The sequence below is a fragment of the Stackebrandtia albiflava genome (assembly GCF_007994225.1).
Taxonomy (GTDB): domain Bacteria; phylum Actinomycetota; class Actinomycetes; order Mycobacteriales; family Micromonosporaceae; genus Stackebrandtia; species Stackebrandtia albiflava.
This window is the reverse complement of the sequence record NZ_VLLL01000006.1, coordinates 839,185-862,513: the sequence shown is the minus strand read 5'-3', so window position 1 is coordinate 862,513 and position 23,329 is coordinate 839,185. Positions and strand designations below refer to the sequence as shown.

20 protein-coding genes, 1 tRNA gene and 1 pseudogene are annotated in these 23,329 nt (G+C 70.7%); 17 read left to right on the top strand and 5 right to left on the bottom strand.

Annotated elements, in window-relative coordinates:
- Window positions 1–7: 7 nt before the first annotated feature.
- The 9 genes and pseudogenes from LX16_RS14880 to LX16_RS14840 all read left to right on the top strand — a co-directional run bounded on the left by LX16_RS14880 (window position 8) and on the right by LX16_RS14840 (window position 10,093).
- A complete protein-coding gene (locus LX16_RS14880; RefSeq protein ID WP_147139243.1) occupies window positions 8–793 on the top strand; it encodes a DeoR/GlpR family DNA-binding transcription regulator in 786 nt (261 codons plus the stop codon).
- A complete protein-coding gene (galT, locus tag LX16_RS14875) occupies window positions 790–1,893 on the top strand; it encodes a galactose-1-phosphate uridylyltransferase (protein ID WP_147139241.1) in 1,104 nt (367 codons plus the stop codon). Before LX16_RS14880 ends, galT begins: the two co-directional genes overlap by 4 nt.
- 27 nt (window positions 1,894–1,920) lie before the next feature.
- Window positions 1,921–2,916: a UDP-glucose 4-epimerase GalE gene (galE, locus tag LX16_RS14870; protein ID WP_147139239.1), complete on the top strand. Its 996-nt coding sequence runs from the start codon at window positions 1,921–1,923 to the stop codon at window positions 2,914–2,916.
- Window positions 2,909–3,988, top strand: a pseudogene (gene galK / locus LX16_RS27160) (galactokinase); the annotation flags it as partial. The gene galE and the pseudogene galK, both read left to right, overlap by 8 nt.
- A 155-nt stretch (window positions 3,989–4,143) precedes the next feature.
- A complete protein-coding gene (gene rarD, locus LX16_RS14860; RefSeq protein WP_147139236.1) occupies window positions 4,144–5,073 on the top strand; it encodes an EamA family transporter RarD in 930 nt (309 codons plus the stop codon).
- Window positions 5,074–5,272: 199 nt separating this feature from the next.
- Window positions 5,273–5,965, top strand: a complete 693-nt coding sequence (locus LX16_RS14855; RefSeq protein ID WP_147139233.1) for a phosphocholine cytidylyltransferase family protein — start codon at window positions 5,273–5,275, stop codon at window positions 5,963–5,965.
- Window positions 5,966–6,002: 37 nt separating this feature from the next.
- Entirely contained in the window at window positions 6,003–7,358 is a 1,356-nt protein-coding gene (locus tag LX16_RS14850) for a LicD family protein (RefSeq protein ID WP_147139231.1), read from the top strand.
- On the top strand, window positions 7,355–8,461 hold the full coding sequence (locus LX16_RS14845; RefSeq protein ID WP_147139229.1) for a LicD family protein: 1,107 nt from the start codon (window positions 7,355–7,357) through the stop codon (window positions 8,459–8,461). Before LX16_RS14850 ends, LX16_RS14845 begins: the two co-directional genes overlap by 4 nt.
- A 24-nt stretch (window positions 8,462–8,485) precedes the next feature.
- Window positions 8,486–10,093 (top strand): DUF885 domain-containing protein, encoded by a 1,608-nt coding sequence (locus tag LX16_RS14840; RefSeq protein ID WP_147139227.1) that lies wholly within the window; start codon window positions 8,486–8,488, stop codon window positions 10,091–10,093.
- 123 nt (window positions 10,094–10,216) lie between these two features.
- On the opposite strand, the gene LX16_RS14835 is transcribed toward LX16_RS14840, so the two are convergent.
- A complete protein-coding gene (locus LX16_RS14835) occupies window positions 10,217–10,909 on the bottom strand; it encodes a hypothetical protein (protein ID WP_147139225.1) in 693 nt (230 codons plus the stop codon).
- A gap of 360 nt (window positions 10,910–11,269) precedes the next feature.
- Between LX16_RS14835 and eno the strand changes: the two genes are divergently transcribed.
- From eno to LX16_RS14805, 6 genes are all read left to right on the top strand, one after another.
- Entirely contained in the window at window positions 11,270–12,550 is a 1,281-nt protein-coding gene (eno, locus tag LX16_RS14830; protein WP_147139223.1) for a phosphopyruvate hydratase, read from the top strand.
- A 254-nt stretch (window positions 12,551–12,804) separates the two neighbouring features.
- Entirely contained in the window at window positions 12,805–14,106 is a 1,302-nt protein-coding gene (locus LX16_RS14825; RefSeq protein WP_147139221.1) for a M14 family zinc carboxypeptidase, read from the top strand.
- A gap of 188 nt (window positions 14,107–14,294) precedes the next feature.
- Window positions 14,295–14,903: a superoxide dismutase gene (locus LX16_RS14820; protein WP_147139219.1), complete on the top strand. Its 609-nt coding sequence runs from the start codon at window positions 14,295–14,297 to the stop codon at window positions 14,901–14,903.
- Between the two features lie 142 nt (window positions 14,904–15,045).
- Window positions 15,046–15,567 carry an FtsB family cell division protein gene (locus tag LX16_RS14815; protein WP_147139217.1) on the top strand — a complete coding sequence of 174 codons (522 nt, stop codon included), beginning with the start codon at window positions 15,046–15,048 and terminating at the stop codon, window positions 15,565–15,567.
- Between the two features lies 1 nt (window position 15,568).
- The gene (locus LX16_RS14810; RefSeq protein WP_147139214.1) at window positions 15,569–16,069 is read left to right on the top strand and encodes a DUF501 domain-containing protein; all 501 of its coding nucleotides are present in this window, start codon (window positions 15,569–15,571) and stop codon (window positions 16,067–16,069) included.
- Window positions 16,066–16,980: a Ppx/GppA phosphatase family protein gene (locus LX16_RS14805; RefSeq protein ID WP_147139212.1), complete on the top strand. Its 915-nt coding sequence runs from the start codon at window positions 16,066–16,068 to the stop codon at window positions 16,978–16,980. Before LX16_RS14810 ends, LX16_RS14805 begins: the two co-directional genes overlap by 4 nt.
- A gap of 446 nt (window positions 16,981–17,426) precedes the next feature.
- Here LX16_RS14805 and LX16_RS14800 read toward each other — a convergent pair whose 3' ends face one another.
- Entirely contained in the window at window positions 17,427–19,073 is a 1,647-nt protein-coding gene (locus LX16_RS14800) for a peptide-N4-asparagine amidase (RefSeq protein WP_211354520.1), read from the bottom strand.
- 188 nt (window positions 19,074–19,261) lie between these two features.
- Window positions 19,262–20,017, bottom strand: a complete 756-nt coding sequence (locus tag LX16_RS14795; RefSeq protein ID WP_158645605.1) for a PP2C family protein-serine/threonine phosphatase — start codon at window positions 20,015–20,017, stop codon at window positions 19,262–19,264.
- A 73-nt stretch (window positions 20,018–20,090) separates the two neighbouring features.
- On the opposite strand from LX16_RS14795, the gene LX16_RS14790 reads away from it, so the two are divergent.
- Window positions 20,091–21,215, top strand: coding sequence for a LuxR C-terminal-related transcriptional regulator (locus tag LX16_RS14790; RefSeq protein WP_147139208.1), 1,125 nt, complete (start codon window positions 20,091–20,093; stop codon window positions 21,213–21,215).
- A gap of 115 nt (window positions 21,216–21,330) precedes the next feature.
- On the opposite strand, the gene LX16_RS14785 is transcribed toward LX16_RS14790, so the two are convergent.
- The gene (locus tag LX16_RS14785; RefSeq protein ID WP_147139206.1) at window positions 21,331–22,302 is read right to left on the bottom strand and encodes a TRM11 family SAM-dependent methyltransferase; all 972 of its coding nucleotides are present in this window, start codon (window positions 22,300–22,302) and stop codon (window positions 21,331–21,333) included.
- A gap of 128 nt (window positions 22,303–22,430) precedes the next feature.
- Between LX16_RS14785 and LX16_RS14780 the strand changes: the two genes are divergently transcribed.
- A tRNA-Ala gene (locus tag LX16_RS14780) sits at window positions 22,431–22,503 on the top strand.
- Between the two features lie 296 nt (window positions 22,504–22,799).
- On the opposite strand, the gene LX16_RS14775 is transcribed toward LX16_RS14780, so the two are convergent.
- On the bottom strand, window positions 22,800–23,261 hold the full coding sequence (locus LX16_RS14775) for a hypothetical protein (protein ID WP_147139204.1): 462 nt from the start codon (window positions 23,259–23,261) through the stop codon (window positions 22,800–22,802).
- Window positions 23,262–23,329: the final 68 nt, after the last annotated feature.

Genomic DNA, 23,329 nt, shown 5'->3' with positions numbered 1-23,329 from the left:
AGGAGCCATGCTCGCCCCCCAACGGCAGTCCGTCATCGCCGAACGGGTCCGCCGCACCGGTGCCGTCCGGGTGGCCGAACTGGTCGACGAGTTCGGCGTGTCCGACATGACGATCCGCCGTGACCTGGAGAGCCTCGCCGAACGCGGCCTGGTCTCCAAGGTCCACGGTGGAGCCACCGCCGTCGACATGAACCCCACCGACGAACCCGGCTTCGCCGCCAAGTCCGTCCGGGAGAAGGAGGCCAAGGAGGCCATCGCCCGGGCCGCCGCCACCCTCGTCTCCCCCGGCCAGGCCATCGCGTTGTCGGGCGGCACCACGACGTGGACGCTCGCACAGCACCTTCTGGGCGTCGCCGGTCTCACCGTCGTCACCAACTCCGTACCGGTCGCCGACACCTTCTACCGTTCCGGCCGCGCCGACCAGTCGGTGATCCTCACCGGTGGCCGCCGCACCCCCTCCGACGCCCTCGTCGGGCCGTTCGCGGTCGCGATGCTGGAGACCATCAACGTGGACACCCTGTTCCTCGGCGTGCACGGCATCTCCCCAGAGGGGTTCACCACCCCCAACATCGACGAGTCGGAGACCGACCGGGCACTGATCCGGGCCGCCCGCAGGCTCGTCGTCGTCGCCGACTCCACCAAGTGGGAGATAGTCGGGATCCGCACCATCGCCCGGCCCGAGGAGGCCCACGTCCTGATCAGCGACACCGGGCTGCCCCAGTCGGCGCGGTCGGCCTTCGGCGGCACGGTCGGACGGCTCGTCATCGCGGGAGAACAGGACGAACAGGCGTGACCTTCACCCGCACCGGAATCGACCTGGCCGACGGCCGGCGGCTGTACTACTACGACACCGAACCCGGACACCACCGCGACGCGCACGCCGACACCCGCGACCTGCCGCCACGGGCACCCGGCGGCGAGATGCGGTTCGACGCGCTGCGCGGCGAATGGGTGTCCATCTCCGCGGCCCGGCAGCACCGGCCGTTCCTGCCGCCCAGCGACGAGTGCCCGTTGTGCCCGTCGCGACCCGGCGCGGCGACCGAGATCCCCGCCCCGGGGTACCAGGTCGCGGTGTTCCAGAACCGGTTCCCGTCCTTCGCCGGCGAGGAACACGCCGCACCGGCCGCCGACGTTCCCCCCGGTCCGGGAATCGTCGCGCCCGCCACCGGCCGCACCGAGGTCGTGTGCTTCACCGACGACCACGGGTCCCGGTTCGCCGACCTCTCCCCCGAACGGACGAGGCTGGTCGTGGACGCGCTCGCCGACCGGACCGCCGAACTCTCCCGCACGCCCGGCGTCGCCCAGGTGTTCTGCTTCGAGAACCGCGGCGAGGAGATCGGGGTGACACTGCACCACCCGCACGGCCAGATCTACGGCTACCCGTACGTGACGCCCGTGACCCGCGCCATGCTCGCCCAGTCCGCGCGGTACCGGCGGGAGCACGGCGACTCCGCCGACCTGTTCGAGGACCTGCTGCGCGCCGAACGCGACGGCGGGCGCGTCGTCGCCGCCGACTCCCACTGGACGGCGTTCGTGCCGCACGCGGCCCGTTGGCCGTTCGAGGTCCACTTCCACCCGCACATCGCGGCCCCCGACCTGCCGAGCCTGCCGCCGGAGTACCGCGCCGCCTTCGGCCCGATCTACCTGGACGTGCTGCGCCGCTTCGACGCCCTGTTCGACGGACCGATGCCCTACGTGTCGGCGTGGCATCAGGCCCCGGCGGGCCACACCGGCGCACCCTTCCGGGTGCACCTGCAACTGTTCAGCGTCCGCCGCGCGGCCGGGAAACTCAAGTACCTCGCCGGCTCCGAGTCGGCCATGGGCGGGTTCGTCAACGACGTCCCGCCGGAGGTCGCCGCGGAACTGCTCAACGGCGTCACGCCGCGAGCCTGACGCATCCGAATCGACACGGGAGGCACAGTGAAACGACCCGAAGCCGGTGGACCCGGCCGCAAGTACCTGGTGACCGGCGGCGCCGGTTACATCGGCGGAATCGTCGCCACCATGCTGCTGGAGGCCGGTCACGAGGTCGTCGTGCTCGACGACTGCAGCACCGGCCACGCCGAGGCGGTCCCCGCCGGAGCGAAACTGGTGACCGCGTCGGTCCACGAGGCGGCGTCCGTCCTGACCGGAGACTTCGACGGCGTGTTCCACTTCGCGGGGCTCATCGCCGCCGGCGAGTCCATGACCGAACCCGAGAAGTACTGGCACGTCAACACGACCGGGACCCTGGCCCTGCTCACCGCGATGCGGGCCGCCGGAGTGCCCCGGCTGGTGTTCTCCTCCACCGCGGCCGTCTACGGCAACCCCGCCGAACTGCCGGTCACCGAGTCCGCCGTCACCGCGCCCACCAGCACGTACGGCGCGACGAAGCTCGCCGCCGACCACGCCGTCGCCTCCTACGCGGGCGCGTACGGCCTGGCCGCGGTGAGCCTGCGGTACTTCAACGTGGTCGGCGCCTACCGGGACCTCGGCGGCCGGTGGCACGGCGAACGGCACCTGCCGGAGACCCACCTGATCCCACTCGCCCTGGCGGCGGCCACCGGCACCGGCGGACCGCTGCGGCTGTACGGCGAGGACTACGACACGCCCGACGGCACCTGCGTCCGCGACTACATCCACGTCGCCGACCTCGCGCGCGCCCACCTGCTGGCCGTCGACGCCGCCGTACCGGGAAGGCACCTGGTGTACAACCTCGGCAACGGCGTCGGCTTCTCCAACCGGGAGGTCCTCGACACCGTCGGCCGGGTGACGGGCCGCCCGGTACCCGTCGAGGCCGCCCCGCGCCGCCCGGGCGACCCGGCGACCCTGGTCGCCGCGTCCCACCGCGCCGAGACCGAACTCGGCTGGCGGCGCCACCACCCCGACCTGACCGACATGGTCGCCGACGCCTGGGAGTTCCACAGACATGGATGACCTGATCAGACGGGCCCGCAACGGCTTCACCCGCGCGTTCGGCGGTAAACCCGACGGCTGCTGGGCCGCGCCCGGCCGCATCAACGTCCTCGGCGAACACACCGACTACAACGACGGTTACGTCCTGCCGTACGCGATCCCGTACTACACGGTCGCGGCGGTCGCCAGGTCGGAGAGCCCCACCTGGCAGGTGTGGTCGGAGGCCACCGGGGAGACCGTCACGTTCGGCCCCGGGCGGGTCCGGGAGGAACTGCCCCGCGACCAGGCGGTGTCGGGCTGGGCGGGTTACGTCGCGGGCGTGGTCTGGTCACTGCGGCACATGGCGGACGCCCCCGTCGGCGGCGCCCGCATCGCGATCGCCTCCGACGTGCCCACCGGTGCGGGCCTGTCGTCCTCGGCGGCGCTGGAACTGTCGGTCCTGCTGGCGTTGTGCGACCTGTTCGGCGTGGACCTGCCCGACGAGCACAAGGTACTGGTCGCGCAGCACGCCGAGAACGAGTACGTCGGTGCGCCCACCGGCATACTCGACCAGACGGCGTCGCTGCGGTCGCTGCCGGACTCGGTGCTGTTCATGGACTGCCGGTCGGGCGTGGTGGAGGCGCTGCCGTTTCCGCTGGCGGAGTCCGGTCTCGACATGATCGTCGTCGACACCCGCGCCCCGCACCGGCACAGCGACGGCGAGTACGCCGACCGGCGTGCCGACTGCGAACGCGCCGCGAAACTGCTGGGCCTGGACTCGCTGCGGGACGTGCGACGGGGCGAGGCGCTGACCCTCCCCGACCAGGTGCTGCGCAGGAGGGTCCGGCACGTGCGGTCGGAGAACCACCGCACCCGCACCGCCGCCGACCGGCTCCGCGCGGGGGACACCGACCTGCGGTTCCTCGGTGAACTCATGCTGGAGTCGCACCTGAGCCTGGCCGCCGACTTCGAGGTGACCGTCCCGGAGCTCGACCACACCGTGGAGGCCGCGCTGCGGGGCGGCGCCTGGGGCGCCCGGATGACCGGCGGCGGCTTCGGCGGCAGCGTCATCTGCCTGGTCAACAGCGACCGGAGCGAGGAGATGTGCCGGCACGTCGCGGAGGTCGCGGCGCGGCAGGACTTCCCGGAACCGCGGTTCTACACGGCGACACCGGCGGCGGGAGCGCACCGGCTCGCCGACTTACCCCGTGACCGAGACCACGTTCGTGGCAGTACATACCGGAGCGGGACCGGGCATAGGTTTGCGCCGTGCCCGAACTCAGACGCGGCTACGTCTTCGCCAGCGCCGCCTACGGCCTGTGGGGTCTGTTCCCGCTGTACTGGAAGCTGCTCCAACCCAGCACGGCCTTCGAGATCCTGGCGCACCGGATGGTGTGGTCGGCGGTGTTCACGGGGCTGCTGCTGGTGGGACTGCGCCGGTTCCGGCACCTGCGCGCCGCACTCCGCGACACGCGGACCGTCGTGACGCTGGTGCTCGCGGGCGTCATCATCACCGTCAACTGGGGTACCTATATATACGGCGTCAACTCCGGTCACGTCGTGGAGTCGGCGCTCGGGTACTTCCTGAACCCCCTGGTGACGGTGCTGCTGGGTGTGGTGGTGCTCAGGGAACGGCTCCGGCGGTTGCAGTGGGCGGCGGTCGGGATCGGCGCGGTGGCGATGGTGACGCTGACCCTCGACTACGGACGCCTGCCGTGGATCGCGCTCGTGCTGGGTTGCTCGTTCGCCACTTACGGGCTGCTGAAGAAGCAGGTGCGGATGCCCGCCGCCGACGGCCTGTTCGCCGAGACCGCCGTGGTCACGCTTCCGGCGGCGGGGTTCCTGGTCTGGTTGCACGCCACCGGTGAGGGCACCTTCGGCACCGTGTCGCTCGGTCACGGCCTGCTGATGGCGGGCGCCGGTCTGGTCACCGCGATCCCGTTGCTGTTCTTCGCCGGGGCGGCGTCGCGGCTGCCGATGACGGCGCTGGGCATGGGCCAGTACATCGCGCCGTCCATCCAGTTCGTGATCGGTGTCGCGGTGTTCCACGAGGCGATGCCGGCGGCCCGCTGGATCGGGTTCGGGCTGGTGTGGCTCGCACTGCTGGCGTTCACGGTGGACGCCTTCGGGCACGGGCGGCGGCTGCGCGCCGCCCGCCGGGCCGCTGCCGAGCCGCTGCCGGCCACCTCCACCGGGTGACATCACCGCGACCACCTGCGGATTTGGTAACGAATCGGTCACGATACGGTCATGCGGGTGTATCGCTGCGAGGATTCCGGCGCCCCCGTCGGTGATATAGTCTCTCGACACTCAGCGCTTCGCCCCATATGAGCAGTTCACCCCGGCAGATCCGCCCGAGACGTCTCGCGCGGACTGGACGTCTCCTGGAGGAGTATCTGTGGCCAACAACATCGTGATCCTCGCCGCCGGGGTCGGTTCCCGGCTCGGCAGGCCCCACCCCAAGCCGCTCACGCCGCTGTCGACGGGGGAGACCATCCTCCACCGGTGCCTGCGCCTGCTGGTGTCACGATTCAGCCGCCACTCCATCCACCTGGTCGTCGGGTTCAAGAAGGAGATGATCATGGAGGCCGTCCCCGACGTCGGCTTCATGTACAACCAGGCGTACGGCGACACCAACACGTCCAAGAGCCTGCTGAAGGCGCTCACTATCGCGGGGCCGGGCGGGGTCCTGTGGCTCAACGGGGACGTCGTGTTCGTCGAGGAGGTGCTGGACGACCTCCTGCCGCACATCGCCATGGACAGGTCGTTCGTGTGCGTCAACACCGCCTCCGTCGCCGAGGAGGAGGTCAAGTACACACTGGACTCCGAGGGTTACGTCGCGCAGCTCTCCAAGACCGTCCACGAGGGCGCGCTGGGCGAGGCCGTCGGCATCAACTTCATCTCCTCGGGTGACCGCGCCATGCTGACCAGGCGCCTGGAGGAGTGCGACGACCAGGACTACTTCGAGCGCGGCCTGGAGCTCGCCATCGAGAAGGACGGCCTCAAGATCGAGGCACTCGACATCTCGGCACACCCCGTGATCGAGGTCGACTTCGCCGAAGACCTCGCACGCGCCAACGACACGTTCTGACCCGCGCCGGAGACCGTCCACTCACGAGAGAGCGCATATGCCATCCGCCAAGCAGTCCGTCGTCCGGGTCTTCAGCAGGACTCCCGTCTACCGGGCACTCCCCAACGGTGCGGTACGCACCTACGCGGCCCTGAAATACCTGGGCGAGAACGCCGGCGGTGAGGAGATCACCCGGTTCATCCGCAAGTCCGGTGGCATCCCCACCCGGCACCTCTCCACCGCCCTGGTCGCGGCCAAGGCGGTGTTCCGGGCCGGTGCCGACGACCTGCTCACCGAGACGCTCACGACGCTGGAACGGCGGTTCCCCGAATCCCCCGACGTCCAGGCGCTCGCCGCCGACTTCCACGCCTACTACGGCGACTACCCGCGGGCGCTCGCCTCGGCCAGGCAGGGCCGGCTGCTCGAACCGTCCCACGCCGGGGCCGTCGCCCGCATGGTCCAGTACGGCTACCGCGTACTCCCCACCGAAGAGGCCGACCAGGCGGCGGTGGCGGCCCTGCGCCGCTTCCCCGTCAACGGCGAGGTGCTGTGGGCGGTGTGCAAACAGTGCGACTCCTCCGAACAGTTCCGCAGGCTCGACGCCGCGTGGCACGAGGAGGTGCCGGAGCCGGAGCGGCTCCTCAAGTCGGTACGCCAGCTCGCCACCGCCGCCGCCCGCGCCGGTGAGATCGAGGCCGGTGTCGACCTCTACCGGCGCGCCATCCGGCTGGTCCTCGACGGGGCCGAACTCGGCGGCCCGATTGTCGACGGCAAGTTGGAGGGCAAGGGCGCCTGGACGGCGTTCCAAGACCTCCACCAGGCCCTCGACGGCGCCGGGGTGCCGTACTTCATCGCGGCGGGCACCGCGCTGGGGCTCGTCCGCGAGGGGCGGCCGCTGTCGGCCGACAACGACATCGACGTGGGGGTCTTCGACGCCGACTTCGACCGGGACGCACTGGTGGAGCTGTTCGCCAAGAACCCCCGCTTCGACTTCGACGTCGTACACCCGCACACCAAGAAGCTCGGGCTGCGCCACCGCGGCGGCTCCCCCATCGACGTCTTCCGGTTCTACTCCGACGGTGACCTCGTCTACCACGACGCGGTGTTCGTGCGCTGGGGGAACACGCCGTTCGAGGTCGAACGACGCGACATCCGCGGCCTCGACCTGCCGCTCCCGGCCGACGCCGACCGATACCTGACGGAGAACTACGGCGACTGGCGGACCCCGTACCCCGGATTCGACGCCTTCTTCGACGGCGACGCCCCCAACGTGGAGGTGACCTGGCCGGACTACATGCGCCTGCATTTCATCCGGCGTGGGTACAAACAACTCTCCAAGGGGAACACGTCCGCCGCCGCTACCGAGCTGGAGCGTGCGGGGGAACCGGAACTGGCGGCTCGGATCGGTGGATGAGAATGGCGACGACCGACGGCACGGCACCCGCGACACTGCCCGACGACCCGCGTGAACTCGAACGGCTGGCACAGGAACACCTCACGGTCGCGCGCACACTGCGCGCCGCCGGTGACCGCGACGCCGCCGAGCGGCGGCTGACCGACGCGATACGGGGCGGCCTGTGGCGGTACGCCCGGCTGTGGACCGAGCTGCGGTCCATGATGGAGGAACCGGCCGACTACCGGCGGATCCGCCGGTTGTGGTGGGACAGCCCGCGGAGCTGCCACGGCGTCGTCCCGTTGCACACGACGATCGCCCGCGCGGCGGCGGCGGCCGGCGAACACGACGAGGCCCGCACCATCCTGCGCAAGGCGACCGTACTGCAGGGCATGCGCGCCAAACGGATCCGCGCCCGGCTCGGCCGCCTGAAGCACGGCGCGATCAGGCAGGTCAAGCAGGTCACGCCCGGCGACGACGCCGACTCCTTCGAACCCCGCGCCGCCGAGGCGCTTCCGGAGTTGGACGCCGAGTTCGCCGCCCTGGGGGTGCGCGGCTTCCTCATCTCGGGCACCCTGCTCGGATACGTCCGCGAGGGCGGGTTCATCAGTTGGGACAAGGACATCGACCTGGGGTTCTTCACCTCGGAGATGTCGGCGGCCGACCTGGAGCGGTCGTTCGAACGGTCGAAAACGTTCCACGTCAGGCGGCTCGACTTCAACACCGACCGGCTGCGGGTCAACCACCGCAACGGCATGATGATCGACCTGTTCCCGCACTACCACGACACCGACGGGCGCGTCTGGCACGACGGCACCGCGACCCGCTGGTGGAACACGCCGTTCGAGTTGACCACCGTGGACTTCCTCGGCCGGCCGCAGTTCGTGCCCGACCCGCCCGAGCGGTACCTGGACGAGAACTACGGCGACTGGCGGGTCCCCGAACCCGGTTTCGACGCCCGGCTCGACGCGCCGAACGCGGAGGTCACCGACCGGGACTTCCTCGACACGCTCTCGTACTTCGCGTTGCTGGACGGTGTGGTCAAACAGGATCCGGCGAAGATCGCCCGGTACGGCGCCCTACTGCGGGACCTCGGCGAGGGAGACTGGCTCGACCGGTTGTGACCGCCCCCGGGTTACCGTGTGGGGATGGCTGAACAGTTCATCTCCCGCGCCGAGCGCATCATCGACGCGATCCTGGAACACGACCCCGACACGGCGCAGTGGGCCGGGGACCACCGCTTCGACGACCGGGTGCCCGACTACTCGGCCGACGGGGTCGCCGCGCAGGTGGCGATGCTGCGGGAGGCGTCCCACACGCTCGCCGAGGTGGACGGGGACGAACTGGCGACGCCCGACGCGGTGGACCTGGAACTGCTGACCAACCAGGTCGCGTCCCGGCTGTTCGCGCTCACCGACCTGCGCGAACACGAGTGGAATCCGCTGACCTACAACCCCGGGATGCGGCTGAACTCGCTGCTGTTGCGGCCCACCGACACCGCCGAGGTGCGGTTGACGGCGCTGCTCGCCCAGTTGCGGGCACTGCCCGACAGCCTCGCCACCGCCCGGCGGACACTGCGCGACATGCCCGAGATCCACGTGCAGGCCGCCGTGGGACAGTTCGCCGGGACCGCGGCACTGGTCCGGTCCCAGGTGCCGGTGTTGGCGGCGGAGGTGCCCGGGATGTCGTCGGCCGCGTCGGCGGCCACCGACCAGGCGGTCGCCGCCCTCCGGGAGTTCGGGGAGTGGCTGACGACGCAACCGCACGACGGCGAGCCCCGGTTGGGCCGCGCCAAGTGGGAGGCGAAGCTGTGGCACACCCTCGACACGCCGTTGTCGGCGCGGGAACTGCTGGACCGCGCGTGGCGGCGACTGGACGAGGTGACCACGCAGATCGCCGAGGCCGGTGGTGAACTGCTCGGCGAGCCGCCGTCCCCCGAGGTGGCCGCCCGGGCGTTGCGCACCCTGGCCGAGCAGCGCCCCGACGACGACACGATCGTGCCGTTGGCGCGCCGGACCATGGCCGAGGCCACCGAGTTCGTCGCCTCACACGACCTGGTGACCCTGCTCGACGATCCACTGGAGATCATCGAGATGCCGGAGTTCGCGCGCGGCCTCGCCGTCGCCTACTGCGACCCGCCCGGTTCCCTGGAGACGGCGAAGGTCCCGACGTTCTACACCATCTCGCCCACCCCGGCCGACTGGGACGCCGCGAGGGTCGAGTCGTTCTACGCCGAGTACAACGACCACATGCTGCGGAACCTCACGGTCCACGAGGCGATGCCGGGGCACTATCTGCAGTTGGCGCACGCCCGCCGGTACCGGGGCTACACCCGGGTGCGCGCGGTGTCGTTCAGCGGCACCTTCGTGGAGGGCTGGGGCGTCTACGCGGAGGAGTTGATGGCCTCGCACGGGTTCGGTGGCCTGCCGGTGCGGATGCAGCAGTTGAAGATGCAGCTGCGGATGGTCATCAACGCGCTGATCGACCAGCTCGTCCACTGTGAGGGTATGACGGAGGACGAGGCGATGGCGCTGATGACCGAGCGCGGTTTCCAGTCCGAGGGCGAGGCGGCGGGCAAGTGGCGGCGGGCGCTGCTGTCCTCGACGCAGTTGTCGACCTACTTCGTCGGACACACCGAGGTCGCCGAGATCGCCGCGGCGTGCCCGACGGGGCGCCCCGACCGGGCCTGGCACGACGCGATGCTCGCACACGGCAACCCCTCACCCCGGCACCTGCGCACCCTACTCGGCGTCTGATCCGCGGCTTGGTTGGTCAAAATGCCGGCTTGGTTGGTCATACGACGGTGAAAAACCGGACATCAGGGCCTATTCGAGGCATGTCGATGGTCGTACGGCCAACCAAGCCCCATGAAAGGTGGGTCAGGTCGGGTCGACCTCGCGGTCGTCGGTGACCACGGCGTCGGCGGGCACCTCGAACAGTTCGGCGTCCACCGTGCCGCTGACCGACGCCAGCACCACGGAACGGGCCTCGCCGTCCACGGTGCCGGAGAAGCTGCCGAGCAGGCCGGCGTCGGTGAAACAGGCCTCGAAGTCGCTCACCCGGGCGCCCTCGGCACCGCTGACCAGTACACACGTGGTGTGCGCGCCGGCGATGCTGCGCGTGTCGGAGGTGATGGCGGCGGCAGAACTCGCCCCGGCCTCGGTGAGCCAACCGATCACCGTCTGCGGCGCGAGGTACTGCTGACCGGACAGTTCGGCCAGGACGGCGGCCCCCGGCGGCGTACCCGGCGACGTCGGGTCGGTCAGCCGGCACTCCTCGGGTGCGTCCTCGGGCGTGCACACCATGGTGTACTCCTCGGTGACGACGTACCGGCCGCCCGGGAACCGGTACACCGCGCGCGGCGGGTCGGCCTGCCATCCGATGGTCACCGCGGCGCCGTCCGCGCCGAGCAGGTACTCGGCGGTGTAACCACGATCACCCGATCCGTCGACCTGCTGAGCCAGCTCGTCGATCAACCTGGTGTGACCGGCGAGGTCGTTGCCGCCTCCGGTACCGCATCCGGCCAGCGTGGCGGCGAGGACGGTACCGAGTATGGCCGCGCGTGAGCGCATGGGTTCGGCTCCTGGAGGATCGGGGATTCGGGAGTTGTCGGCGCCTGCCACGTTACCCGCGCGTCGCAAGCCGTTCGCCGGACGACCCGCAGGTCACGGTCGTGTATCGGTGACGGCGCGAAGCGGTCACGACGGACGCGCGGGCAGGTGCACGGACCGGGCCCCGGCCGGTCTAGGCTCACTCTGCACAGGTTCAGACCAGCGCAGTGCCGCGCTGACCGATCACCGCGGGCTCACGCCGCGGTCACCGGGCGGGGGATCGCGGGCGCCACCGTCGCGCCGGGCGACGATTCACGACCGGTGGGCCCGCCACGCGGGCGACCGCATGATCAGACGCTCACCGACAAGGAGTGCGACAAAGTGGCAAGTATCGAGAACATCGCCGCCCGGGAGATCCTGGACTCGCGCGGCAACCCGACCGTCGAGGTCGAGGTGCTGCTGGACGACGGCGCACAGTCCCGGGCGGCCGTGCCGTCGGGAGCCAGCACCGGCGCGTTCGAGGCGCTGGAACTGCGCGACGGCGACGACGAACGGTACGGCGGCAAGGGCGTCCTGAACGCCGTGGACAACATCAACGAACGGATCGTCGACGAGCTGCTGGGCGTGGACGCCAGCGAACAGCGCCTCATCGACCAACTGCTGCTGGACCTGGACGGCACCGCCGACAAGAGCGGCCTGGGCGCCAACACGATCCTGGGTGTCTCGCTCGCCGTGGCCAAGGCCGCCGCGGCCTCCGCCGAGCTGCCGTTGTTCCGTTACCTGGGCGGCCCGAACGCGCACATGCTGCCGGTGCCGATGCTGAACATCCTCAACGGCGGTGCCCACGCGGACTCCAACGTCGACATCCAGGAGTTCATGATCGCTCCGGTCGGCGCCCCCACGTTCCGGGAGGCGCTGCGCTGGGGTGCGGAGACCTACCACGCCCTGAAGTCCGTACTGAAGAAGAAGGGCCTGGCCACCGGCCTGGGCGACGAGGGCGGTTTCGCACCCGACCTGGACACCAACGCGGCGGCCCTCGACCTCATCACCGAGGCGATCGAGAAGGCCGGCTACGCGCCCGGCCGCGACATCGTGCTCGCCCTGGACGTCGCCGCCACCGAGTTCCACGCCGACGGCGCCTACCGGTTCGAGGGTGCGAAGAAGTCCGCCGAGGAGATGGTGGAGTACTACGCCGGGCTGATCACGGACCACCCGATCGTCTCGATCGAGGACCCGTTGTCGGAGGACGACTGGGACGGCTGGATCGCCATGACCTCCGAGCTGGGCGGGAAGATCCAGATCGTCGGCGACGACCTGTTCGTCACCAACCCGCAGCGGCTCCGCCGCGGTATCGACAGCGGCGCCGCCAACGCCCTGCTGGTGAAGGTGAACCAGATCGGCAGCCTCACCGAGACGCTGGACGCCGTCGAGCTGGCGCACCGCAACGGCATGCGCTGCATGATGAGTCACCGTTCCGGCGAGACCGAGGACACCACGATCGCAGACCTGGCGGTCGCGGTCGGTTGCGGCCAGATCAAGACCGGCGCCCCGGCGCGTTCGGAGCGGGTCGCCAAGTACAACCAGCTCCTGCGCATCGAGGAGGAGCTGGACGACGCCGCCCGTTACGCCGGAGCCGGGGCCTTCCCGAAGTACCGCCCGTAGCGTCCACGTCCGCGGAGCCCGCCGGAACGGATTCCGGCGGGCTTCGTCGTGTCCGGGGAGGATCGGGGACAGTGGAGTGTGGGCCGGACCCTCCGGCCGGTGACTCCGGTGGAGGTGGCCGGTCGGTCATGTGCCCGTCGACGGCGGTGACGGGTGTGCGCGGACACCCCCGCCGAGTGAATATTCAGTAGGCTCGATGTTTCGATACTCGTTCCGGCGGGCGCCGACACCGCCCGCCACCGGAAGGAATCCGTATGGCATTGCGAAGGCTGCTCAGCCTGGCCGGTGCCGCCGCACTCATCGCGGTGGCGTCAGGACCGGCCCACTCCGACCCCGGCGACGACACGCCGGTCACCTGGCAGATCACCGGCGTCACACTCGACGCGCTGGCCGGACTGACCGCCGACGGTTACGACGTCGTCCGCTATCACGACGGCGACGCGGTCGTCCTGGGCGACTCCCGGGTCGCCGACCGGCTCCGCGCCGACGGCTTCACGCCGTCGTTCCACGACACCGTCTACAAGGACCCCGCACCCGTCACCACCGCCGCCGACACCTACTACGGCGGATACCACACGGTGGACGCCCACGAGGCCCACCTCGACCAGGTCGCGGCCGCACATCCCGACCTGGCCACCGTCTACGACATCGGTGACTCCTGGCTCAAGACGCAGGGCAGGGGCGGACACGACATCAAGGCGATCTGCCTGACCAGGAAGACCGACGGCGACTGCGCCCTGTCACCCGACTCCGCGAAACCGCGGTTCACCGTCGTCGCCCAGATCCACGCCCGCGAGGTCGCCACCGGTGAGATCGCCTGGAAGTGGATCGACAGCCTGGTGAACGGGTACGGCACCGACCCGGCCGTCACCACGCTCATGGACACCACCGAGATGTGGGTCGTGCCCATCGCCAACCCCGACGGTGTGGACATCGTCGCCTCCGGCGGCGACCAGCCCGTCCTGCACCGCAAGAACGCCAACGACTCCGACGGCTCGTGCGTGGGCGTCGACCTGAACCGCAACTCCAGCTTCGAATGGGGCGCCGACTCGTCCAACCCCTGCGCCCAGACCTACCAGGGGCCGCAGGCGGCCTCCGAGCCCGAGGTCACGGCGCTGGAGGACCTGTTCCGGCGGATCCACCCCGACCAACGCGGCACGAACCCCACCGATCCGGCACCGGTGGACGCTCGGGACGTGTTCGTCTCACTGCACAGTTACGGCGACTACATCATCGTCCCGTGGGGATACACCGAGGACACCTCGCCCAACGACGCCGCGCTGCGCGGCCTCGGCGCGGCGATGGCCGAGTCCAACGGCTACCTGGTGGGCACCAACGGTGACACCGTCGGCTACTCGACGAGCGGTACGACGGACGACATGACGTACGGCGAACTCGGCGTCGCGAGTTTCACCTTCGAGATCGGTGACGGCGGCTGGGGTTCCTGCTCCGGCTTCCTACCCGCCTACGACTGTGTGGACTCGCAGTTGTGGCCGGAGAACCGGGGCGCGCTCATGACCGCCGCCCAGGCCGCCGCGGCACCCTACGCCGCCTGACCCGCTCCGCCACCCGGCCGGGACCGCACGACGCGGTCCCGGCCGGTGTCGTGTTCGTCGGTGGAGGGTGGACTCCCGCACCGCGGTGTTCCGCCGTTGCGCGAGACACACCACCCGATCGCCCTTATCGCCAGTAGTTTGCAATAACATTCGATGGGCAACAACCGTCACCGGACGATAGGGACACCATGGCCGTCTACACGCTCCCCGACCTCGCCTACGACTACGGCGCACTCGAACCGGCGATGTCCGGCGAGATCCTCGAACTGCACCACGACAAGCACCACGCCGCCTACGTCAAGGGCGCCAACGACACCCTGGACCGGCTCGCCGAGGCCCGCGACAGGGGCGACCACACCGGACTCGTCGGTCTGGAGAAGTCCATGGCGTTCCACCTGTCCGGGCACGTCCTGCACTCGATCTTCTGGAACAACCTCACACCCGAGGGCGGTGGACGCCCCGAAGGGGAACTCGCCGCCGCCATCGACGAACACCTCGGCGGGTTCGAGAAGTTCTCCGCCCAACTCACCGCCGCCACCACCGGCGTACAGGGCTCCGGCTGGGGCGTGCTGTCCTGGGAACCGCTCGGTGGGCGGCTCCTCGTCGAACAGGTCTACGACCACCACGGCAACGTCGGGCAGGGCACCACCCCGCTACTGGTCTTCGACGCCTGGGAACACGCCTACTACCTCCAGTACCGCAACGTCCGCCCCGACTACGTCGAACGTCTGTGGGACCTGGTGAACTGGCCCGACGTCACCGCCCGGTTCGACGCCGCGCGCGGCGTCGCGAACTGACGGCCGCGCCGTCACGGGTCGGGCGGCCCGCGCCGTCACGGGCCGCCCGACCCGAGGCCCGACGACCCGTGACGGCCGCGACACACCCGGGCGTCCGGCGACCCCGCCGGTCACCGGCCGGACCACCGGGCAGAATGGTCGGGTGAGCGCTCGTCGAGGCCCCAGCGGCCAGGGTCCCCGTGGCGGCAGGCCCGGCCGCGGCCGTACCCGTCCCGTGCCGCGGTCGTCGCGCAAGACGACGCGCGCCACCGAGTCCGCCGCCCCCGGGCCACGCATCCGGCGGGTCCGCATCAGACCCCCGTGGCGGATGTCCGGCCGTACCGCCGTCGTCGCGTTGGTGCTCTCCGCGCTGGCACTGTCCTACGCGTATCCGGTGCGGACCTACCTGGAACAGCGCGCCGAGATCAACGCGCTGCGCGACTCGCAGAGCGACCAGGCCGACCGCATCGCCGCGCTGGAGGCGGAACGCGCGAAGTGGAACGATCCCGAGTACGTCAAGGCCCAGGCGCGAGACCGCCTGCTGCTGGTCGAACCGGGAGAGGGCCTGATCATCATCATCGACGACCCGGAGGGCGCCGCCGCCGACGCCGGGGAGACACCCGACGCCGAACCGGCGGACCCCTGGTACGACGACCTGTGGGACGACTTCGAGGAATCCGAGTGACGTGACAGAACCATCCCAGACCGACCGGGAGGCCATCGCCGCACAGCTCGGTCGGCCGCCGCGATCGGTGAACGCGATCGCATACCGTTGCCCGTGCGGGCTTCCGGCGGTGACCGAGACCCGGCCCCGCCTGGAGGACGGCACCCCGTTCCCCACCACCTACTACCTCACCTGCCCGAAGGCGGCCGCCGCGGTCGGAAGGCTCGAAGGCGAGGGGGTCATGCGCGAGATGACCACCCGCCTCGCCGAGGACCCCGCGCTCGCCGAGCGGTATCGCGAGGCACACCACGCCTACCTCGCCCGGCGGGCCGAACTCGGTGAGGTGCCCGAGATCGCCGGGGTTTCCGCCGGAGGCATGCCCGACCGGGTGAAGTGCCTGCACGTACATCTCGCGCACAGCCTCGCGGCCGGCCCCGGCGTGAACCCGTTCGGCGACGAGACCCGCGAGGCGATCGGCCCGTGGTGGGCCGACGGCCCCTGCGTCAACCCGGAGGAGACATGACGACCGTCGCCGCCATCGACTGCGGCACCAACTCGATCCGCCTGCTGATCTCCGCCGACGGCCCCGAAGGGCCGACCGACGTCGTCCGCACCATGCGGATCGTGCGGCTCGGGGAGGGCATCGACACCACCGGCAGGATCTCGGCCGCCGCACTCGAACGCACCGGTGAGGCCCTGTCCGAGTACGCGGAGGTCATCGAGAAACACGCGCCGCGCGCGGTCCGCATGGTCGCCACCAGCGCCAGCCGCGACGCGACGAACGCGGACGCCTTCACCGACCTCGTGATGGCCCGGCTCGGCATCACGCCCGAGGTCATCACCGGCGACGAGGAGGCGCGACTGTCGTTCGGCGGCGCCGTGGCCGACCTCCCCGACGACGGCCGGGTCCGGTTGGTCGTCGACATCGGCGGCGGCTCCACCGAGTTCGTCCGGGGGGTGCGGCGGGCCGACGCCGCGCACAGCGTGGACATCGGGTGCGTCCGCATGACCGAACGCCACCTGCACTCCGACCCGCCCACGGCCGAACAGATCGCCGCCGCCGAGGCCGACATCATCGCGCACGTCGACACCGCCCTCGCCATCGCCGACCCGCGCCGGTCGGCGGAGACCCTGGTGGGGCTCGCGGGTTCGGTGACGACCGTGACGGCGCTGGCGTTGGGGCTCGACTCGTACCGGCCGGAACGAATCCACCACGCCGAGATCGGCTACGAGCTGGTCGCCGAGGTCACCGACCGGCTGCTGCGGCAGACCCGGGCCGAACGGCTCGAATCCGACGTCATGCACCCCGGTCGCGCCGATGTCATCGGCGCGGGGGCGCTGGTGCTTCGGATCATCATGGAACGCGCCGGGCTGGACCGGGTGACGGCCAGCGAACACGACATCCTCGACGGCATCGCCGCGAGCATCAGGTGACACCGGGGCGCCCGGCCCCTACGACGACCGAGCGGCTTCGGCACGACCCGCCGGCGCCGCGGCCGGGTGGTCAGCGGGGCCGCGGCGCGCCGGCTCGGAGGCGTCCGCGCGGCCAGCACCTCGTGCCGGGTGCCGTCGCCTGAAGCCACGCTGAATAACCGGTTGACACCGAATCACCCGATTCGTCACACTTCGCATTCCGGGGTGGCTTGCCCCCGGTCGGGGTGGGGACGTACAGTGCCGCCGCCAGACCACCGGACGGAACCATGGTCGGCCGCACGGCATCCACGCCCCGTCGCCGGGAGGGAACTCCCACTCCCGCCACGATCCCGCATCACGCACCGGCCACCGTGCGACCCGCGCCGCCGCACCGGGTGCCCGATGCGCCGCGGTACCCCGGAGACCGTGATCCACCCGCGCCCGGACCGGCCCGCCGCCGGCGCCGCTCAGCAGCGACGCCGATCCGACACGACGAACCCGTTGCGGGTGCGCAACTGCCTGTCGTAACACTCCTCGTTCCCCATACCGGTTCCCGACAGCACCGTGTACCGGTGCGTGGACACGCCGACCGCGTGCCGGTCCGGCCGAGGTGCGTAAAGGTCCCACGACGCCTCACCGGTGTAGTGGTCCCGGACGCTCCCGCCGCTGACGGTGCGGTGCGCCGAAGACACCAGTGTGGACAGTTCGTCGGTCAACTCGATCTCGGTGGTCAACCTGCCGTCGGCGTCCACACTGATCCGGCCGTCGATGCCGTACGTCCGCTCCACCTTGCGAACCTCCGCCCCCGAACGGCCGTTCAGCACCGTGCGGGTCTCCACGTCGAACCACTCGCCCGCCAGGGCGTCGGGGTTCTCCTCCGGCCCGAACACGTGCCGGGAGTGGTGCCCCACCACGCGGTCCACCGTCGTCATGACGCGGCCCCGCGAGGTGTTCAGCCAACCGGTGACGGTGTGACGGTGCCCGGCGTCGGTCACGACCTCCGTCTCGCCGTCCGTCACCTCGACCCGCGAGTCGTTGGACAGCGCCGTGGTCTGGGTGCTCAGTACACCGCCCTCCACGACCTCGCTGGCCGCGTCCTGCCAGACCCGGAACCCGACGGGCGTCGACCAGCCCGTGATCCCCTCGTCCAGTCCCAGCACCCGCACCGACACCTCGTGCGCCTCACCGTCGTTGAGCCGCCCCAGGTAAGGCGTCAGATCGTAGGTGATCGGCTGGATGTGGAACGCGCGCGGCGCCGGGAGCGTGTACCACAGGAACGGGTTCGACCAGCCGCCCGTGTACACGTGCGGGTAGGGCGCCGCGATCCCCGCGACCTCGCCGTCGATGAGGACCTGTACCTCCCGGTACGGGCCGTCGGCCGAGGTGCAGGAGTACCCCGCGTCGGCGGGCGCCGTCAGGTACCAGAACTCCTCGCAGCCGCCACCGGAACCGGTCGCGTAGACGTCGGCCAGCAGCCGCTCCGAGTTGCGGGGCACCTCCAGTTCACCGGTCAGGCCGGTACCGGACTCGTCCTGCTCCGCCAGCGGCAGTACGAGGTCCGCGACCTCGGCCGCCGGGTTGTCCTCGTCGGAGGCGTAGAAGACCAGCGTCACGTCGACGTCCAGGACGCCGGTGTGCACGTCGTCGACGACGTTGCCCAGTTCCATCCGGACCGGCTGCGGGCTGTCGAGCAGTCCCGCGTACCGGGTCAGGTCCGCCTCCACCGACCACTCGATGCCCTCGGGTGACGGCTGCGGCGTGGAGGTCTTGAACACCGGGACGCCGCCGATGGACAGGCTGCCGAGCCGGTCGTACTGCCTGCCCTCCACCGCACCGTCCAGGCGCAGCACGATCTTCGACCAGTCGTCGCCGCACTCGGTGGGCGGCGTGTAGGTGCTCTCGTAGGGCGTGAAGTCGTCGAAGGCGTGCGAGACGATCCCGACCTCGCAGGACTCGGTGTCGGGGGTCTCGACGGGCGCCACCGCCGTACGCGGGTCGTCCCAGTCGGAACCGAACTCCTCGGGGACGTCGTGGTGGGCCTGGGCGGCTGAGGGGATGCTGAACACGGCCGACATTAGGGCGATGACGGCCGCGGCGGACAGTGCGCGTCTCACGCGACACTCCTTGGGCTGGGCGGGGCAGTGGGTCGTCGATGTTCCAGCAGCGGAAAGGGCTTGTCAAGCGCCCGGTACCGGTACTCGCCGTCACCTACTGTGCCGAGGATCCAAGCAGGTGCCCACCGATCGGTGCCGGACACTCTCTAGACGCACCATCATGCCTGATCGGTTCCCACCGATCGCAACTATCCTCGGCGTAGCAATCCGCGAATGCCCCGTCTCCGTCCGGAATCGACGACGTCGGCGACGATCACGGTCACGTTGTCGGGTGCGCCGCCCGCCATCGCCAGTTCCATCAGCCGGTCCACACACCCCTGCGGCTCACCGCCGTCGCGGAGCGCCGCCGCGATGTCGTCCGCATCGGTGGCGTCGGGGAGGCCGTCACTGCAGATCAGGTACCGGTCGCCCACCTGCACCGGGCGGGTGCTGAGCTTCGCCTCCACCGGTTGCCCCGACACCACCCGCGTCACCATCGACCGGTACGGGTGACTGCTTATCTCGTTCTCGGTGAGACTGCCCTGCTCAATGAGCACCTGCACGTAGGTGTCGTCCCTGGTGAGCTGGCTCATCTCACCGTCCCGCAGCAGGTAGGCCCGCGAATCCCCCACGTGCGCGATCGTCACCGACTCGTTCGCGAACAGCAAGGCCGTCACGGTCGTGGCCATGCCGTGCTGCTCGGGATTGTTGACGATCGACCGTTTGATGTCGCGGCTGGCCTCCTCGATCGCGGCCCGCAACACCTCCATCGGCTCACGCGGCGGCCTCCCCTTGTTGAGGGGTTCCAGGGCGGACGCCGTCAACGCCGAGGCCACCTCACCCGCGGCCTCTCCCCCGACTCCGTCCGCGACCGCGACCAACCGCCTCCCCGCCACGTAGGCGTCCTCGTTGTGCTCCCGGATCAGTCCCGGGTGGCTGGACGCGGCGATTCGCAGGGTAACCATACTTAGGAAGCATGCCAGGTGCCGAAAGCCGGTGTCCATACGTAGTTGTGCGTAGCGCACGGAAGGGTGGGACGTGTCGTCGAGGGCGTTCACGGGCCGCACCCGGGAGCTGGAGACGATCGGCGAGGTATGGCGGCAGGCGCGGACAGGCACGCGGCCGCAGACGGTCGTCCTGACCGGCCCCCCGGGGGCGGGGAAGAGCCGGTTGATCGCCGAGGCCGTCGCGGGGCTCACGCCCGCGCCCGGAGTCGTCCTGATCGGTCACGCGGGCCGTCCCGGGCCGGCCCCGTACGACTGGCTGGCGACGGCGTTGCGGCGGCGGGACGTCTCGGGGCTGCCGGTCGCGGCCGACACCCTGGCCTGGTTGACGCAGAGCCGCGACGCGCCGCCCCGCCGGATGGAGCCGACGAGTCTGCTGCGGGCCGCGACGGAGGTCGTCCGCCATCTCGTCGGCGGGGATCCGGGGGTCGTCGTCGTGGAGGACTTCCCGGCGTTGGATCCGGCGAGCGTGGCGCTGGTCGAACGTCTCACGACCACCGAGGGGCTGCCGGTCATGCTCTTCATCGCGACGCGACCGGCGGCCTCCGGGCCGAGCCCGGCCGCGCAGACGGCGTTGCTGGACCGGCTCACCGACGCGGTCCGGCTCACGGTGCCGCCGGTCGACGCCGCCACGGTGGCGGGGACGGAGGCGGTGTGGGCGAGGTACGCCCACGCCATCGGTCGCCACGAGGAGGCGGCGGTCGCGGCGTTGCACGGGGCGGCGGGGCTGCTCGCGGCGGGAGAGGCCGCGGCGGCGCGGCGGCTCATCGAGGAGTGTCTGGCCGGACCGCCGCCGTCCGAGACCGACGGCGCGGCGACCCAGCTCGTGTTGGCGCAGACACTGCTGCGGCTGGGGCGGCCGGAGGACGCGGAGTCGGCGGTGCGGGCCGCCGCCGGGGAGCCGGAGGCGGCCCGGCTCTCCGAGACACTGAGGACGATCGGCGATCTGACCGGGCGGGAACGGGAGGTGTTGTCGTGCCTCGCGGCCGGGATGACCAATCGGCAGGTGGCCCGGGCATTGGACATCTCGGTCCGGACCGTCACGGTCCACGTGTCCAACCTGTTGCGCAAGACCGGCACCGCGTCCCGTACCGAGGCGGCGTTGTGGGCGGTCCAGCACGGCCTGGCCGGTGAGCACCGCGGCCCGGGGCCGGATTGACGGCGCGACGTGACACTGTCACGCCCCACCCCGACCGGGGGCGGGCCGGCCCTGATACGAAGTGTCACCGGGTGGCGACCGAGTGGTCAAGGGGTTATTCAGCGGGGCTTCAGGTTCACCGGCCCCTTCGCGTGGTGACGACGTAGGCGCTGGGGTGCGCGCCGCCGGTGGTGAAGGTGATCTGCTTGACGATCCTGACGCCCCTGGTGCGCTGCACAGTCTCGGTGAACAGCCGCTTGTCCTCGGTCAACAGCACCGCGCGCCCGGTCCGGGTGAGGACCCGCGCGATCTCGGCCAGCGCCGCCGGGTACAGGGTCGTGTTGCCGCGATGGGAACCGACCCGCTTCCCGAACGGCAGGTTCGCGACCACCCGGTCCACGTGGTCGTCCGGAAGCGGGAGGGCACGGGCATCGCCCCGCCACAGGGTCACCGGCGGGTGCGCGCCGGCCAGGTTCTCCCGGGTGGAGCGCACCCAGCGGCGGTCGTGATCGGCACCGAGCAACCGCCCGGCGCCGCCTCGGGCGGCCTCGACGAGCAACGTCCCGGCGCCGCAGAACGGGTCGAGCACCCGTTGCCCCTCCTGCACCTTGGCCAACCGCAGCATGACGGTGGCGATGACCGGCGTGGTGGAGGCGGGTGCCCGCACGAGTTCCCCGAACCGGCTCGTCCAGTACATGCCGCCGAGTTCGGCGGCCGTGCCCTCCGGATCGGGCTCGAAGTTGACGTCCCAGTCGCCCGGCGCGTTGCGCCAGCCCGAGGCGGTGAGCCGGTCACGCAGCGGCCAACGCCGCTCCCCCAGCCGCCCGACCCGGAACCTCGGCGGCTCCGGTACCGCCGCCAACGCGCCCGACTCCCGGGACCGGGCGATGCCGGCGTCATCGGCGGTCAACACCGCCAAGGTGGTGTAGTAGCGGTTGGCGGCCAGGTCACGCAACGGACCGGCGAACTCGATCACCACCCCGTCGTGGCGGCGACCGACGATCCCGGCCGTGGGCAGTTCGCGCAGTTCCTCCGCCAGGTAGTCCACGGCCCCGGGCACCGTGCGCAGCAGCAGCCGGTCGGTCACCGGGCGGTCGAGATCCAGCACCGGGTCACCGTACGTGGCGTCGGGTGCCGGGTCGCCTCCGGCATTCACCGCACTCGGAAAGAACCCGGTTGGCGACGGCCCCGCGGCGTATGTAAACTGATCCGGTCGTCAACGACGTCAGCACTCTCGGGGCTGTGGCGCAGCTGGTAGCGCACCACACTGGCAGTGTGGGGGTCAGGGGTTCGAGTCCCCTCAGCTCCACCCGAGCAAAGGGCCGTCGACCTGCTAAACAGGTCGGTGGCCCTTTTGATGTTCCCGTCGGCTCCGGCTCGTGCCAACCGTTCGTCAGGGCCACGGCCTGGCATGGATCGGCCCGGAGTCGTACGATGCTCGGCTGTCATGTCCCCGGCTGCGGCGGTACCAGAGGCGCACCGTGCCTTCCCGGTTCGGTGGTTCCCGGTTGTCGGCGCGATCGCGTCCACTGGTGTTGTCCGCCGGTAGAAGTTCGGGACGAAGCGGTGAGGGCGGCGTTGTGGCCTCCTGACGCCTCCTGGGTTTCACCCTCCGCCATCAGCCCGTTCACGGTGCCAGCTCGATCCCGGCCCGGCAACCAGTACCCATCCGGACGGCTCGTAGAGCATCCAGTGCTCATACTCCCGGCCGGTCACCGGGAACACACGGAACACGGCCCCCGGGAAGTACAGGTTGAGGTCCATGCCGTTGTTCACGACCTCTGCGCTCTCCAGCACCGTACCTTCCAGAGTCGCCAACGCCTGCGCCATGTCCTCCCGCCCGTCCTCCGACCCGGCCACGATGCCGACCGTCGAGTCGAGCCGCCAAGCCGACACGCAGGTCCACAGATGCCATTCTCCGCGAACGTGTCCCTCCGACGTCACCCTCGCTCCGAAGTCGAACGTGACGAAACTGCCATGCCCGAGCCGAACCCGCCAAGGGGCCCTACCGACCAACGGTGCCAGCGCCTCGTTCGGTTCCGGCGAATCGGTCACATCCGTTGCCATATCACCATTCCTCTGCTTCTCCCCCAGATCTTGTCTCGGTCGGTGTGAGGGCCGGTGGGTAGGGTGGC

Excerpts from the sequence above, each read along its gene's own strand:
- LX16_RS14880 (WP_147139243.1), top strand. The coding sequence starts at position 8 with ATGCTCGCCCCCCAACGGCAGTCCGTCATCGCCGAACGGGTCCGCCGC.
- LX16_RS14850 (WP_147139231.1), top strand. The coding sequence starts at position 6,003 with ATGCCATCCGCCAAGCAGTCCGTCGTCCGGGTCTTCAGCAGGACTCCC.
- LX16_RS14845 (WP_147139229.1), top strand. The coding sequence starts at position 7,355 with ATGAGAATGGCGACGACCGACGGCACGGCACCCGCGACACTGCCCGAC.
- LX16_RS14840 (WP_147139227.1), top strand. The coding sequence starts at position 8,486 with ATGGCTGAACAGTTCATCTCCCGCGCCGAGCGCATCATCGACGCGATC.
- LX16_RS14835 (WP_147139225.1), bottom strand. The coding sequence starts at position 10,909 with ATGCGCTCACGCGCGGCCATACTCGGTACCGTCCTCGCCGCCACGCTG.
- LX16_RS14825 (WP_147139221.1), top strand. The coding sequence starts at position 12,805 with ATGGCATTGCGAAGGCTGCTCAGCCTGGCCGGTGCCGCCGCACTCATC.
- LX16_RS14820 (WP_147139219.1), top strand. The coding sequence starts at position 14,295 with ATGGCCGTCTACACGCTCCCCGACCTCGCCTACGACTACGGCGCACTC.
- LX16_RS14805 (WP_147139212.1), top strand. The coding sequence starts at position 16,066 with ATGACGACCGTCGCCGCCATCGACTGCGGCACCAACTCGATCCGCCTG.
- LX16_RS14795 (WP_158645605.1), bottom strand. The coding sequence starts at position 20,017 with ATGGTTACCCTGCGAATCGCCGCGTCCAGCCACCCGGGACTGATCCGG.
- LX16_RS14775 (WP_147139204.1), bottom strand. The coding sequence starts at position 23,261 with ATGGCAACGGATGTGACCGATTCGCCGGAACCGAACGAGGCGCTGGCA.